The organism is Blastococcus sp. TF02-8, assembly GCF_003319175.1.
GTDB lineage: Bacteria > Actinomycetota > Actinomycetes > Mycobacteriales > Geodermatophilaceae > Blastococcus.
In genome coordinates this window covers 18,491-32,529 of the sequence record NZ_QOHK01000003.1, presented here as the reverse complement: position 1 = coordinate 32,529, position 14,039 = coordinate 18,491, and the positions used below count along the sequence as shown (strand labels likewise).

Below are 14,039 nucleotides of genomic sequence, written 5' to 3'. Positions count from 1 at the left end.
AACAGGAGTCATCTGCTGCTCGCCCGCTCCCCCCGCGGCTCGACCCCCGTGCCGGACGTCCTACCCGGGACGTCGCCGACCGCACGCCGAAGCCCGAGGGACGCCGCCGCTCGCGCGTCGCACTCGTCGGTCGCTCGGTTGCGGCGGTCGCAGCGGTCGCCGTGCTGGCGACCAGCGGCTGGGGCTGGTATCTCGGACAGGTGGCCGAGGCGACCGTGAACCGTACCGACGCCATCCCGACGGAGGGCAACGAGGGCACCGGCGACTCCGGCGCGGCGATGAACCTCCTGCTGGTCGGCAACGACAGCCGTAGCACTCTCACCGACGCCCAGCTGGCCGAGCTCAACGCCGGGACCGACTCAGGCGTCAACACCGACACCATGATCCTGGTCCACGTGCCCGCCGACGGTTCGCGAGCTTCGTTCGTCTCCTTCCCGCGCGACTCCTACGTCGACATTCCCGGGTACGGCAGGGATCGACTGAACGCGGCCTACGCCTACGGCTACACCAATGCCCCCGACGGCGCCTCGGACAAGACGAAGCAGGCGGCCGGGGCCCAACTGCTGGTTCGGACGATCAGTCAGCTCAGCGGACTGAAGATCGACCACTACGCGGAGGTCGACCTGCTCGGTTTCTTCGAGCTCTCCAAGGTCGTCGGCGGCGTCGAGGTCAACCTCTGCAAGGCCGTCGACGACCGCAAGTGGTCGGGGGCCTACTTCCCGGCCGGTGTGCAGACCATCAGCGGTGCTGACGCGCTGAAGTTCGTCCGGCAGCGACACGGTTACGGACCGCAGGGCCGAGGCGACTTCGACCGCATCGTCCGCCAGCAGGTGTTCATGGCGGGCGTGTTGCGCAAGATGCTTTCCGACGACGTGCTGCTCGACCTGGGCAAGCAGCGCCAGTTGGTGCAGGCCGCGTCCGAGGCACTGACCGTCGACAAGAACCTGAACCTGCTGCAGCTCGCGGAGCAGATGCAGTCCGTGACCGCCAGCAGCATCGAGTTCCAGACCGTGCCGAACGCTGGCACCGGTGAGGAGGACGGCAAGTCGATCGTCCGCCTCGAGGACGAGGACACCCTGCACGAATTCTTCGCCCAGCTCTCCTCCGAGCCGAAGGAGGAGGCGCCGAAGTCGGCAGAGCCCCCGAAGCTGGTCGACCCGTCCGAGGTCTCGGTCACCGTCTTCAACGGTTCGGGTACCAGCGGCCTGGCGGCCAAGGCAGCCACGGATCTGGAAGCCAAGGGCTTCGGCGTCCCGAGCACCGGCAATGCCGACAGCAACCGCTACGCCCAGACCGAGATCCGTTTCGCAGCCGGGGACGAGGCGCTCGCGGCCACCCTGGCCGCCGTCATCCCTGGCGCGATCACCAAGGTGAGCGACGACGCGAGTCCCGGCAGCGTGCAGCTGATCCTCGGGTCGGACTTCAACGGTGTCGGCAAGGCGACGACCGCGCAGCCTCCGACCGACCCGGTCGCCGGCGAGGATGCTCGGACCGCGGCCGACACCGGCTGCATCAACTGACCACGCTGGACCGACGCAGGGGCGCCGGGAGGTCCGCGACCTCCCGGTCCCCGAGCGGTCCGACGACGACGGGAACAGCATGACGGCGACCGGAGTGACCCAGGAGCGGGTCACGACCACCACGCCCCCTACCGCTCCGACCGGACGCGGGATACGGATAGAGATCCAGGGACTCCGGGCGCTTGCCGTCTCCCTCGTCGTGGTGTACCACGTCGCTCCCAGCCGGCTACCGGGTGGCTACGTCGGGGTAGACGTGTTCTTCGTCGTCTCCGGCTTCCTCATCACCGGCCACCTCCTGCGGGAGGTAGCGCGTACCGGCGGCATACGGCTGGCCGAGTTCTGGGCCCGGCGTGCCCGCCGGCTCCTGCCGGCCGCGCTCTTGGTCCTTCTGGCCAGCGCCGTGGGCACCGTCGTGCTGGCTCCGGTGACCTACTGGCCGCAGTTCCTGCGGGAGCTGTCCGCTTCCGCCGTCTACGTCGAGAACTGGGCGCTGGCCAACGATGCCGTCGACTATCTCGCCGCCGCGAACGTAGCCTCGCCCGCCCAGCACTACTGGTCCCTCTCGACCGAGGAGCAGTTCTACCTGGCCTGGCCGCTGCTGCTGCTCGCCGCGGGCTGGCTGGCGCGCCGCCAGCGGCGGCGCTGGCAGCCGGCAGCCGTCCTGCTCGCCGCCGTGGCCGTGGCGTCCTTCCTCTATTCCCTGTGGGCCACCGAGGCCTCGCCGCCCTACGCGTACTTCTCCACCCTGTCCCGGGCCTGGGAGTTCGGACTGGGTGGCTTGCTGGCGGTGTTCGCTGCCCGAACCCCCGCAACGCGGGACCAGCTGCGAGCCGCCGTCTCCTGGACGGGCTTTCTCGCCATCACGGCCTCGGCGCTGATGATGTCCGAAGCGACAGCGTTTCCGGGCACGGCGGCGCTGGTTCCGGTCCTCGGCACGGTTGCAGTCATCTGGGCGGGGGCGCCGCGCGCCGCCTGGGCGCCCACCGGCCTCGCCGGCGCACGTCCCGTGGCATTCCTCAGCGACATCTCCTACTCCGCCTATCTGTGGCACTGGCCGGCCGTCGTCCTGGTGCCGCTGGCCGTCGGGCACCCGCTGGGCCTCCGAACGAAGGCCGGGGTCCTCGTCTTCACGGTGGTTGCGGCCTGGCTCACCAAGCGGTGGGTGGAGGACCCCGTGCGCTCCGGTGGCTTTCTCGTCCGCAAACGGCCCCGGTGGACCTACGCCGCGACCGTGCTGTGCACCGGCACGGTCGTCCTCAGCTGTGTGGGCGCCGCACAGTGGCAGGAACGGGAGGTTGCTGAGGCCAGTGCGGCTGCCGAGGCGTTCGCGGCCGGCGACGACCCCTGCTTCGGTGCGGCGGCCATGGAGCGGGACGGGCAATGCTCGGACCGCTTCGCCCAGACCTCCACCGTGAGTCCGGCGTTCGCCCAGACAGACGGCTCGCGGGGGCTCCCCTGCATGCAGCCGGAGGGCGATCCCGTCATCAAGTCCTGCCGGTTCGGCAGCGCGCACCCGACCGAGACCGTCGCGCTGGTCGGCGACTCGCACACGGCCAGCCTCTACGAGGCCCTCCAGGTCGTCGCCGAGCGACGCAACTGGGCCGTGGTGACCTACGTGCGCGGCGGTTGCCCCACGACTGCCGACAGTGACCGGATGGTCGGCCCCAACATGCAGCCGGGCGCCACCGAGATCTGCCAGGAGTACGCCTCCGAGGTGCTGCGCACCATCGAGCGGGATCCCACCATCAGCCGGGTGTTCACCAGCTACCGCTCGGACATCTACGCCTATCGGGACACTGCGGACGAACTGCACCGCGAGGTGCCGGCCGAGGTGCTCCAAGGGCCGCTCCGAGCACTGGCCGACTCGGGCAAGCGGGTCACCGTCATCCGCGCTGTTCCGACGACCAACGGCGTGGCCCCCCGCGAGACGCTGCGCTCGACCAAGACGCTGGTCGACCCGGGTGTGCACGTCCCCAACTGCATCGCCGCGGCCGGGCGGGCCGACGATCCCTGCGCCGGACCCCGCGAGGTCCGGCTCGCCCCCGACTACCTGGCCGAGGCCGCCGAAGCGCTCGGGGACCCCCGTATCCGCGTGGTCGACCTCAGCGATGGGTTCTGCGACGCCGAGCGCTGCCACACCGTCATCGGCGGAGTCATCGCATACTTCGACGCCAGCCACGTGTCCGGCGCCTTCTCGCGGTCGCTCGGGCCGCTGCTCGACGCGAGGCTGTGAGCCGTCACGGCCGTCCGCCTTGCGGACCACCGTGCACCGCTCGTTGAACCCCCGGACTCAGACGGGGGCGCCGGTCGCCTCGAAGGCGGCGAGCTCCTCCGGAGTCCCGAAGCAATAGAAGTCGCCGCGGACGAGCCCGACCCGGCGTCCCGAGTCGATCAGCTCGTTGAACACCAAGGAGACGTAGTACTCCGGCATGGCGACACCGATCTGCTTCTCCATCAAGCGATCCGCGGCCTCCATGAACACGCCGGCCGAGGTGAACGAGTAGACGCCCATCAGGGCGTCGGAGCTGATGGCCCGCTTCTCCGCGGTGCGAACCACGCGCCCCCTGTCGTCGACCTCAGCAAAGCTGTACCGGGGCTCGATCGAGTGGAAGGACAGCAGCAAGCCATCGACGTCGCGGCTCTCGACCGCGGCCTGAAGCACCCGGAAGTACTCGGGGCTGTCGAAGGCGATGTCGCAGTCCATGATCACGAGCGGCTGGTCCGGGTCGAGCCGGTCTCGGGCCTCGAGGCAGGTCTCCACCGCACCCCGCGTGTCGTGGTCGAGGAGGACGATTCGGGCCGACGGCTCGACGGCGACCACCTGGTCGGCCAGACCGAACTCGCGGTCATTGTCCTCCCGCACCACCACCGTCACGGTCTTGTCCCCGTGCCACGGCGCAAACGAGCCGAGGGCCCGCTGGAACATCGGGACCCCGCCGACCTCGATCAGCGGCTTGGGCGTGGTGATACCGACCTTGCGAAACCGTGTCCCCAGGCCGCCCATCGGCATGAGCACCTGCAAAGTCGACATCACTGCACCTCGTCCCACTCGTAGTCTCGGTTGGGGGCCGGCGCGGAGGTTTGCCGACCCAGCCGCCACAGCGCCAGATTGCGCAAGGCGGTGCGGAAGATGTTCCAGTTGCGGGCGTTGGAGACCTGGTCCTCCTCGCGCCAGCTGATCGGGACGTAGGCGAACTGGACCTTGCGCTTCACGAGGTCCAAGATCAGTTCGTAGTTGAACGTCAAGTGGTTGGCGAAGCCCATGTAGGTGGCCGGGTCCAGGTCGCGGAGGGCGAAGAGGTTCAGACCCGAGCCGAGGTCCTGCAGCCGACGCAGCGCCACGATGCTGTAGACGGTGTTGAGCACCCGATTGCCCCAGACCCGCTTGGCGTCGTACCCCTGCAGACGGGACCTTCGACTGAACCGCGAGCCCAGCACCGTCTGCGTTTCGGGATGCGCCTCAGCGTGGTCCAGCAGCAGCGCGACCTCGTCGCTGTGCGCTTGGTTGTCGCCGTGCAGGATGACCACGTGCGTGTGCCCGACAGCCCGGGCATGCTCGAACGCCACCTTGTGCGTGCCGCCGAGGCTGTTGTTCTGGCGGTTTCGGAAGACCCTGAGGTGGGGAAGGCGCCCGCTGCGCTTGTACTCCAGCGCCCGCTCGAGTGTGTCGTCGGTGCTGCGGTTGTCGATGACCCAGATCTGCGCGACTCGGGCGGCCACCTCGTCGGTGATCTCGTCCAGCACCCGGCCGATCTGGGGGGCGCAGTTGTAGGCGGGGATCGCGATCACGGCCTCCACGAGGAGAGCACCTGTCCTTCTTCTGTGTCGACGTCGCCGTCTCCGGCGTCCAGCCGGGAGACCTCGTACTGGTCCAGGTAACGGTTGAGCGCTTGTACGCACACGGCGTAGTACTTCAGGGCTGTTCCGGGGTTGATGACCACGCGGTGCGTGAGCATCCGGCCGTAGAAGAGCCCGACGTGGAACAGCACCGAACGCTGTTCGGGCGCGCTGAGTCGCCTCGGCATGATCGTCGTCCCCACGAACTCCGCGAGCTCGGCGTACCGGGCAGAACGCTCGTCGCGGTAGGTGATCTCCGGGAGCTCGCCGTCCCGGCCGAGCACGACGGGCGACTCCTCCTCGTTGAGGAATTCGTACCCGTAGAGCAGCGACTGCATCTGGCGGGCGAAGTCGATGATCGGACCGCGGATCTGGTTGTCGTCGGAGGGATCGATGACCAGCACGGAGCGCGTCGGCAGGTCCACGAGCACGTTGTCGACCGTGAGATCGCCGTGGATGGAAGCGGAGGTCTGGAACGTGGCCAGGTCGTTCCACGCAGCCCCGTTGGCGGTGATCCGCCCCAGGATTGCGTCGAAGTTGTCGAGCTCTTCGCCGTTGACGACGATCCGATCGCCCTTCATCGCCTCGGCCAGCGCCGCATGTGACTCCGCGGCCGCCTGGACGCGTCGCACGAACCGCTCGGTGACGTAGTCGTCCCGCAGCTCGGGATGCCGCTGGACCGGACCGAGTTCGTAAACCCGGTCGTACATGTAGTCCCAGACCTCTCGCAGCTTGTCCACGCCGTCCTTGAGCGGGTTCTCGTGCACGAATTCGAACAGCGGGACGCTGCTCGGGCGGTACTCCAGGTCGATGGCGTAGTGGTCCTCGGCGTGCTGCTCGCGCAGGACCGTCACCAGCTGTGGGTGGTCGGCGCGGGCCGCGAGCCAGTCATGCTGGTTCTTCAACCTGTGCGCGTGCTCCAGGGGCACCATCTTCTTCACGAACAGCTCGTCACCGGAGGTGGCCAGCAGCGTGACGGCATTCGAGCCGCCCTTGAAGAACTGGACCAGGCTCACGTTGCCGCCCACCTCCAGCCGGTGCAGAACCTGGCTCAGGTGCTGCCGCTGGAAATAGGCGTCGAGGAAGTGCGTGATGCGCCCAGAGATGTCCTGCTCGCGGCCGAGCTTGTTGACGAACCGGTACCCCGGGGAGAGCTCCGCCGGCGCCGGCGGCTGCGGCTTGGTGCGAGCCCAGTTCACGAACAGCGCGATGACGGCAACCGCCAGCACCGGCACGTTCAGCACGAACCAGGTCGCCCCGGCGTACGCGGCGATCGCCGCCGGATCGGCGTCCACCGCGCCCTGCAGGAAGCTCTCGGCGCCCTGGACGAAGCCACCAGGAGCCCCGTTACCGACGGCCGGACTCGCCACCGCATAGGGAGCGGCCACCGCACGGAAGGTGTCCGCTGCACCCAAGTGGGGGAGCACGGCAACCGTGACGAGCGTGGCGGCGGCCAGGTAGCAGACCCACGAGGCCACGACGAGAACCGCGTAGCGGATCACCTGGCGCCGCTGCCGCGCGAAGCGCTGGAAGCCGAAGATCACCGACCAGAGCTTGAACCGCGCCCTGTTCTCCAACTCGGGGTTCAGCCACCCGGTCATGCGCCAGGCCAGCCGCATGAGCACCCGGTTCTCCCGTACCAGCAGGACGAAACCGACGATCAGCGAGACCGCCACGACCACGGCGCCGATGGCCGCCACCGGGACGATGCCGCTGACCGGCGCACCGACGAGAGCCACGAAGACCAGGTAGGCCGTCGCCACGAGGACGATGTCGATCAGCCGCTCCAGGACCACCGCCATGAACGTGTAGAGCACGCTGATACGGAGGGTCTTGGCGATCAGCCAGGCACGGACCGCCTCACCGACCCGGAACGGGAAGACGATGTTGAACAGGTAGCCGATGGTCAGATGGCGGAACTGGCCGGCGAGGCTGCCCCGGCGCACGTTGTCGATCGGGACCTTCGTGCGCGCCGCGCGTAGGACATGGCCGATGAGGAGGACGAGCGCACCGCAGACCAGGACGATCCAGTCGCCGGGCTGCAGCCCGTCGACCAGCCGGGCGCCGAGCCGGTGCAGCGTCGTCCAGGTGAAGGCGACGAAGGCCCCGAGGGACGCGAGCGCGACCGCGATGAGGATCTGCCGGCCGCGTGAGTAGCGGGAGAACATCAGAATGACGGCACCTCGAGCACGGCGATCCCTGCTGCGATGGCCGCCCTCCGGCCGGTGTCGGAGTCCTCGAAGGCAAGGCACTCGGCCGGTTCCACGCCGAGGGCGCGCATGGCCGTCAGATACCCCTCAGGGTCCGGCTTGCTCCGCTGCACCTGGTCCCCCCAGACGACGACGTCGAAGAGCTCACGGATGCCGTGGGCCTGCAGGATCTGCTCACCGTTGGCTGACTTGGCGGTGCTGACCAGCGCGGTTCGGTGCGAGGGGGCGACCAGTCGGAGAAAGGCGATCAGCGCCTCGTTGGGGATCGTGCGATGCAGTTGCCCGGCGTAGATGCGGCTCTTCGCTGCCCGGATGTCGTCGACCTCGGACGAGGGGATGCCCGGGAGGAGATCGGGGATGAAGTCGCGGGAGTCGCGGCCCCATGTGCCCTCGAACCTCTCCGGGGTGAGCGCGTGGCCGGACTCCTCGAATGCCGCACGGTAGGCCTCGTAGTTGGCCGCCCGCGTGTCGACCAGCGTGCCGTCGAGATCGAACAGCAGGCCTCGCAGCGCGGTTCCGACGGGCTCCATCCCGTGTCCTTCCGTCTCAGGTTCCCGCGCATCGGACTGTTGCACGACGCGGCCGGACAGCTCAGCCATCGAGGTCCTGCCGAGCCTGGACGGGCACCGGCGGAGCCGCCCCGCCCCGAGGCCGGAAGAGGAACCGGCTGAAGACGAAGTTGGCTCCGAACGACAGCGGGAGCGACACCAACTTACAGACGAAGGGCGCCCACCCCGACGAGTCGTGCAGGACCTGGATGAACACCGAGAAGAAGGCGATGGACAAGGCGTACCAACAGACGAACAAGAAGAACGACGTCGTCGTCCGCTCGGCCCGGAACGCGTACTTGGTCACGAACAGGAACACGACGACCACCGCACACGCCGAGCTGGCCACGTTCGCCAGCCCGGGGGTGAGCCCCAGCCGGACCCCGGTCTCGAACAACGCCAGGTCGACCGCCAGGCCCAGGCAGGAACCGAGCAGGAACCGCAGGAACTGGCGGACCAGCGCCGGCAGGTCGTGGCGCGCCACAGGGTTCACGACCTGCCCGCCCCGGCGTCAGCCTCGACCGGTACCGGGCCACTGCCGCGGAGCTGCACGACGCCCGACGCTGCCGCACCCGCGAGGATGATCAGCGCTCCCACGACCATCGCCGGCCAGAGGATCCGGTCACCGATCGGCTCGAAGTACAGCCTCAGGTCTCCGTCGATGACGTCAGCGGGGACCGCGACCCGGACCAGGGCGCCGTCCACCGTGTCGACGGGGATGTCTCGGCCGTCCAGCGTTGCGCGCAGCCCAGGCCAGTACGCGACCCGCAGCACGATCGACCCGTCGCGATCTCCGGTGCTCACGGTGTACCGGTCCATCGGGTGACCGCTGAACGCAGGCCCTGCGTACCAGTCCTCCTCCCCGACGGTGACCCCGTCCTCAGCGGTCACCCGACCAGGCAGATCGTCCTCACGCTCGAATCGGCTCCAGCCGTCGCGCCCGCCGGCGCTGGTCCAGCCTTGGCGGAAGTGGGCGAGCAGTTCCTCGGGGGCGGAGTCCGCAACGAACACCGTGTCCGCACTCATGAGATCCACCCAGGTCTGCCCCGTGGTCGGGGCATCGCCCAGCAGTTGCTCGGCGCTCGAGCAGGTGATGCCGTCGAAGGAGTGGCACCAGCGGTCGTTGTAAGCCGCCTGCCCCACGGCGATCGACCCGTACCCGGGATGCATCCCGGCGACAAGGTTCCCGTTGCCGCGATACGCGCCGGCGGACCAGCCTCCGTCGGGACCGAAGTTGTAACCGATCACGGTGACGTCATCGCCCGGGGCCAAAGCCCCCGCGCGGTACTCGGCCACCGTCGTCGGCATGTCCTCACCGTCGTAGAGCGCCCGCAGCGGCCCTTCGCTCTCGCCGACTTGCCCGTTGAGGCTGTCGGCACGCTCTTGCACGTGCAGCATCATGCCGACGCCGACCAGCAGGCCGCTCGTCGAGAGCAGCACGACGGCTGCCCCGGCAGCGAGCCTGCGGGGGGACCCCCCATGCCCGACGCGGGCGACCGCGAACACACAGAGCACGGTCAGGACGGCGGCCAGCACGTGCCAGACCAGGAACACCGGCGCGCGAAAGACCGCGAGAACCAACTGTGCGGCTACCACGCTCGCGGCCAGCGCGAGTCGGCTGCGCGTGAACGCGGGAGCGGCGGCGAGAGCGATCAGCACCAGAACGGGTAGCGCCACCTGGACGACGACCAGATAACGGAACGGGTAGCGGAAGGCGCCGACCGTCGTCGGGAGCTGAGTGGCGAGCACGGCGGCGGCGAACACGACCAGGGCCGTCAGTACGCCGGGCGCGTGCAGCGCACGCCGCCACGAGACGAGCATGACGGCGGGGACGGCGAACAACGCCGTCGCCATGGCCGGCACGAAGCCGATGTCCCCGCCGTAGGCGTTGGTCTGGCCCATCAATGTGGCGCCGCCGACCAGGACGTCGGCGAGGTTGGTGACGCCGAAGCCCTCGTTGCCGATGAGCGCCTCGGGCCCCTGCCGTTGCATCACCGAGCTGGCCTGCAGCAAGGACAGCAGTGTGGGCAGGGCCAGGACCACTCCCCCGGCCCCGGCGAGCAGGCGGCTCAGCCGCGGCGTTGTCAGGACGCCGGCTCGCCAGCCACCCTCCCGATGCCACTCCCACACCTGCCCGGCGACGAGGAGCGCCGCGAAGGGCAGCAGGTACGGGTTACCGGCTGTCAGCAGCACCCACGCCGCAACGCCCGTCAGCAGCGCACCCAGCCACCCTCTGCGTGAGAGGCCCAGCCACAGCCAGGGCAGCCAGGCCACGCTCCACATGACCGGCCACCAGGAGCCGCCGTACCAGAGCAGGAAGCCGCTGCTGGCCACGCCGACGGCACCTGCCACAGCGAGTGCAGGTCGGACGTGGTGGCAGAGCAGCAGCCAGAGCGTGCCGACACCAAGCAGCAGCAGACAAGCGGACGCGAAGCCCCAGGAGAGGAGCAACATGTTGTCCGTGGACGAGGCGAGCCGGTGCATGAGCCAGTGCCAGGGATCCAAGACCCCGTACTGGATGTCCGCGACCAGGTTGCTGGCCGACCCCAACCCCGGATCCATGAGCGCCGGCCGCCCGTCGACCGCGGTCGTCCCGAGCCACCACGCGGTGGGGCCGAACTGGGCCTGCGAGTCGTCGAGCCAGAAGAAGCGCGGGTCCAGGGCACGGAGCGCGAGCAGCTGCAGCACCTGGACGGCGACCAGTACCAGCGTGCTGACCATCCATGCCGACCGGTTCGCCGACACCTGAGGCGTCCCCGCCTCTGCGACCCGGCTACGCGGACGCTCGACCTGCGCGTGAAGCACGCCTTTACCCCCTGCTCGCGGCGCGAGACCAGCGGGTCCGCTCTGTTCCCGCTCCTCGTCCCCTGTGCAACGACGGACCGGCGGCCACGGGCCACCCGGTGGCGACTCCGGCTCCGGAGCGGCCGACGCATTCGTCCTCGAGGACTGTAGACGCCGGGCGGCGCGCGGCACGGGGTCGCGCGGCCTGGGAGGCGCTCACGTGACAGCCTGACCCCGTGGACCACATGCAGAACTCCAGCCCCTCGGCGCTGCTGGCCGCACGGCTGCGCGGCAACTCCGCGGCACCGCTGGTGACCTATTACGACGATGCGTCGGGGGACCGCGTGGAGTTGTCCGGGGCCACGTTTGCGAACTGGGTGGCCAAGACGGCCAACCTTCTCCAGGAGGAGTTCGACGTCGAGCCCGGCAGCACGGTCGCGATCGTCCTTCCGGTCCACTGGCAGACCGCCGCGGTGTTGATGGCCGTGTGGAGCTGCGGTGCCGCTCTGCTCGACGCTGCGGCCGAGCACGAGGGGGGACTCGACCGCGCCGACGTGGTACTCGCCGCGCAGGACCGACTCGCGGAGCTGGAAGTCCCGGCGGACGCCGATGTTCTCGGACTGTCGCTGCACCCCATGGGCCTGGGCATGTCCGGCTACATCGGGCCGGCGCGGGACTTCGCCGTCGAGGTGCGCGCGCACGGGGACGTCTTCACCCCGTGGCAACAGCCCGACCCGGCCGGTCCCGGCCTGATCCTCGGCACCCTGGAGCTCACGCTGGGCGGCCTCGCCGAGGCGGCCACGGAACTCGCCGCCCGGCTGGGCATCGCCGCCGGTGACCGGGTGCTCGTCGACGAGGAGACGGCGACGCAGGCCGGTCCGGTCGCGTGGCTCCTGGCCCCGATCGCCGCGGGCGCCTCGATCGTGCTGGTGCGCTCGCCCGACCCCGAGGCGCTTCGCGGCCGGGCCTCCGCCGAGCGCGTCACCGCTACCCTCGGTACACGGATCGAAGGCGTGCGACAGCTGGGGCGCCCCGACTGACCGCACCCACGGCGACGACCCGGACGGTGGTGTCCACGCTGCGCGAGCAGTCCTTCCCGGCGGTGGTCCGGTGGCGTCCCCCGGTGGCCGCGAGGTGACGTTCTCGATCGTGGCACGTGACGCCGCCACCGGTGACATGGGCATCGCCGTCTCCAGCTGCATCCTCGCCGTCGGGCGCGCGGTACCGGGCGCACGCCCGGGCGTCGGCGTCGTCGCGGTGCAGGCACGCAGCAGGCGGGGGCTCGGGACGGCGATCCTCGACGGCCTGGCCGCCGGCGGCGCACCGGAGGACCTGGTCCGCCGGGCGGCCCACTCGGCCGAGGATGCCGACCGGCAGATCGCCGTGCTCGACCCGGAGGGGCGGGTCGCCGCCGACACCGGCCGCGGCTCCTTCCCGGTGGGCGGACACCTGCTCGGCGAGGGGTTCAGCGTCCAGGGCAACATGCTCGCCTCGGACGAGGTGCTGCCGGCCATGGCGCACGCCTTCGCCGGCGCGAGCGGGAACCTGCCCGACCGGCTGCTGGCGGCGCTCACCGCGGGGCAGGATGCCGGCGGCGACCTCCGGGGACGTCAGTCCGCGGCGCTGCTGGTGGTCAGCGGGGCACCGGCCGCCGCGGAGGACGACGGGGTGCGCATGGACCTGCGGGTCGACGACTCCGGCGATCCGGTGGCGCAGCTGCGGATGCTGCGCAACCTGCAGCGGGCCTACGACGAGCGGGACTACGAGTACCTGGCGCTCTTCGCCCCCGAAGGTGCCCGGGAGCTCTACGCCGCACTGGCTGCCTCTCGCCGCGGTGATCGCGAGGCGGCGCGGCGGGCGCTGGAGGCCATGCGCAGCCGACCGGGGTGGTCGGGGTGGCTCAGCGCGATGGCCGGGGATGCCCGCCTGTCCGCGGTGTCGCAGCTGCTCGGCTGAGCGGGACCCTCAGCGCAGCAGGCTGCGCGCGATCACCATGCGCTGCACCTGGTTGGTGCCCTCGTAGATCTGCGTGATCTTGGCGTCGCGCATCATGCGTTCGACCGGGAAGTCCTGGGTGTAGCCCGCGCCGCCGAAGAGCTGCACGGCGTCGGTGGTCACCTGCATGGCGACGTCGGAGGCGAACGCCTTGGCCGAGGCGGAGACGCGGGTGACGTCGGGACGGCCCTGCTCACCGGCGGCGGCGGCGACGTAGACGAGGTGGCGGGCCGCCTCGATCTTCATCTCCATGTCGGCGAGCATGAACTGCACGCCCTGGAACTCGCCGATGTTCTTGCCGAACTGCTTGCGCTCCTTGACGTAGGCCACGGAGGCGTCGAGCGCGCCCTGGGCGACACCGACGGCCTGCGCGCCGATGGTCGGGCGGGTGAAGTCCAGCGTCCGCAGCGCGGTCTTGAAGCCAGTGCCCGGGGCCCCGATGATCCGGTCGGCCGGGATGGTGCAGTCGGTGAAGTAGAGCTCGCAGGTGGGTGAGCCCTTGATGCCCATCTTGCGTTCCTTCGGCCCCACGGCGAACCCGGGGTCGTCCCGGTGGACGGCGAAGGCGGAGATGCCGTTGGCGCCCTTCTCGGGGTCGGTGACCGCCATGACCGTGTACCACTCGGAGATGCCGGAGTTGGTGATCCACGCCTTGGTGCCGTTGAGCACCCACGAGTCGCCGTCGAGGCGCGCCCGGGTCTTCATGGCGGCGGCGTCGGAGCCGGCCTCGCGCTCGGAGAGGCCGTAGCTGATCATCGCGTCGCCGGCGGCGATCGGGGCCAACACCTTCTGCTTGAGCGCCTCGTCGGCCGACAGGATGATCGGCATCGAACCGAGCTTGTTCACCGCGGGGATCAGCGAGGCACTGACGTCGACCCGCGCGACCTCCTCGATCACGATGCAGGTCGCGATGGCGTCCGCACCCTCGCCGCCGTACTGCTCGGGGATGTGGGTGGCGTGGAAGCCCGCGGCCGTCAGGGCCTTCTGCGCCTCGATCGGGTACCGCGAGTCGGCGTCGACCTCGGCCGCGTACGGCGCGATCTCCCGCTCGGCGATGTCGCGGACCGCCTCGCGGATGGCCTCGTGCTCCTCGGTCAGGGCGTAGAGCCCCGCAGCGTCGTTACCCACGCCCCCGATCGTAGGAC

At 70.1% G+C, this 14,039-nt stretch carries 11 protein-coding genes; 4 read left to right on the top strand and 7 right to left on the bottom strand.

Features of this window, described 5'->3' with window-relative positions; all coding sequences use genetic code 11:
- Positions 1–161: 161 nt before the first annotated feature.
- Together DQ237_RS07225 and DQ237_RS07220 are read left to right on the top strand one after the other, a co-directional pair.
- A complete protein-coding gene (locus DQ237_RS07225) occupies positions 162–1,520 on the top strand; it encodes an LCP family protein (RefSeq protein ID WP_240619470.1) in 1,359 nt (452 codons plus the stop codon).
- Entirely contained in the window at positions 1,483–3,753 is a 2,271-nt protein-coding gene (locus DQ237_RS07220) for an acyltransferase family protein (protein ID WP_113798652.1), read from the top strand. Before DQ237_RS07225 ends, DQ237_RS07220 begins: the two co-directional genes overlap by 38 nt.
- Before the next feature lie 57 nt (positions 3,754–3,810).
- Here DQ237_RS07220 and DQ237_RS07215 read toward each other — a convergent pair whose 3' ends face one another.
- From DQ237_RS07215 to DQ237_RS07190, 6 genes are read right to left on the bottom strand one after another with little or no spacing between them, the layout of a single operon-like run.
- Positions 3,811–4,551 (bottom strand): glycosyltransferase family 2 protein, encoded by a 741-nt coding sequence (locus tag DQ237_RS07215; protein ID WP_147251758.1) that lies wholly within the window; start codon positions 4,549–4,551, stop codon positions 3,811–3,813.
- The gene (locus tag DQ237_RS19670; RefSeq protein ID WP_166509537.1) at positions 4,551–5,318 is read right to left on the bottom strand and encodes a glycosyltransferase family 2 protein; all 768 of its coding nucleotides are present in this window, start codon (positions 5,316–5,318) and stop codon (positions 4,551–4,553) included. Before DQ237_RS19670 ends, DQ237_RS07215 begins: the two co-directional genes overlap by 1 nt.
- Positions 5,306–7,525 carry a lysylphosphatidylglycerol synthase transmembrane domain-containing protein gene (locus DQ237_RS07205; RefSeq protein ID WP_113798648.1) on the bottom strand — a complete coding sequence of 740 codons (2,220 nt, stop codon included), beginning with the start codon at positions 7,523–7,525 and terminating at the stop codon, positions 5,306–5,308. The genes DQ237_RS19670 and DQ237_RS07205 overlap by 13 nt, the downstream gene beginning before the upstream one ends.
- Positions 7,525–8,166 (bottom strand): HAD family phosphatase, encoded by a 642-nt coding sequence (locus tag DQ237_RS07200; RefSeq protein ID WP_113798646.1) that lies wholly within the window; start codon positions 8,164–8,166, stop codon positions 7,525–7,527. Before DQ237_RS07200 ends, DQ237_RS07205 begins: the two co-directional genes overlap by 1 nt.
- Positions 8,159–8,599 carry a GtrA family protein gene (locus DQ237_RS07195; RefSeq protein WP_166509536.1) on the bottom strand — a complete coding sequence of 147 codons (441 nt, stop codon included), beginning with the start codon at positions 8,597–8,599 and terminating at the stop codon, positions 8,159–8,161. Before DQ237_RS07195 ends, DQ237_RS07200 begins: the two co-directional genes overlap by 8 nt.
- A gap of 5 nt (positions 8,600–8,604) precedes the next feature.
- Positions 8,605–10,836: a hypothetical protein gene (locus DQ237_RS07190; protein ID WP_113798642.1), complete on the bottom strand. Its 2,232-nt coding sequence runs from the start codon at positions 10,834–10,836 to the stop codon at positions 8,605–8,607.
- 308 nt (positions 10,837–11,144) lie between these two features.
- Between DQ237_RS07190 and DQ237_RS07185 the strand changes: the two genes are divergently transcribed.
- Positions 11,145–11,939: a TIGR03089 family protein gene (locus DQ237_RS07185; protein ID WP_113799355.1), complete on the top strand. Its 795-nt coding sequence runs from the start codon at positions 11,145–11,147 to the stop codon at positions 11,937–11,939.
- 70 nt (positions 11,940–12,009) lie between these two features.
- Positions 12,010–12,855, top strand: coding sequence for a DUF1028 domain-containing protein (locus tag DQ237_RS07180; RefSeq protein ID WP_240619468.1), 846 nt, complete (start codon positions 12,010–12,012; stop codon positions 12,853–12,855).
- Positions 12,856–12,864: 9 nt separating this feature from the next.
- On the opposite strand, the gene DQ237_RS07175 is transcribed toward DQ237_RS07180, so the two are convergent.
- Positions 12,865–14,022 (bottom strand): acyl-CoA dehydrogenase family protein, encoded by a 1,158-nt coding sequence (locus DQ237_RS07175; RefSeq protein ID WP_113798640.1) that lies wholly within the window; start codon positions 14,020–14,022, stop codon positions 12,865–12,867.
- Positions 14,023–14,039 lie beyond the last annotated feature (17 nt).

Coding starts and splice junctions, on each gene's coding strand:
- DQ237_RS07190 (WP_113798642.1), bottom strand. CDS start 10,836: ATGGTCAGCACGCTGGTACTGGTCGCCGTCCAGGTGCTGCAGCTGCTC.
- DQ237_RS07215 (WP_147251758.1), bottom strand. CDS start 4,551: ATGTCGACTTTGCAGGTGCTCATGCCGATGGGCGGCCTGGGGACACGG.
- DQ237_RS07220 (WP_113798652.1), top strand. CDS start 1,483: ATGCTCGGACCGCGGCCGACACCGGCTGCATCAACTGACCACGCTGGA.
- DQ237_RS07200 (WP_113798646.1), bottom strand. CDS start 8,166: ATGGCTGAGCTGTCCGGCCGCGTCGTGCAACAGTCCGATGCGCGGGAA.
- DQ237_RS07205 (WP_113798648.1), bottom strand. CDS start 7,525: ATGTTCTCCCGCTACTCACGCGGCCGGCAGATCCTCATCGCGGTCGCG.
- DQ237_RS07185 (WP_113799355.1), top strand. CDS start 11,145: ATGCAGAACTCCAGCCCCTCGGCGCTGCTGGCCGCACGGCTGCGCGGC.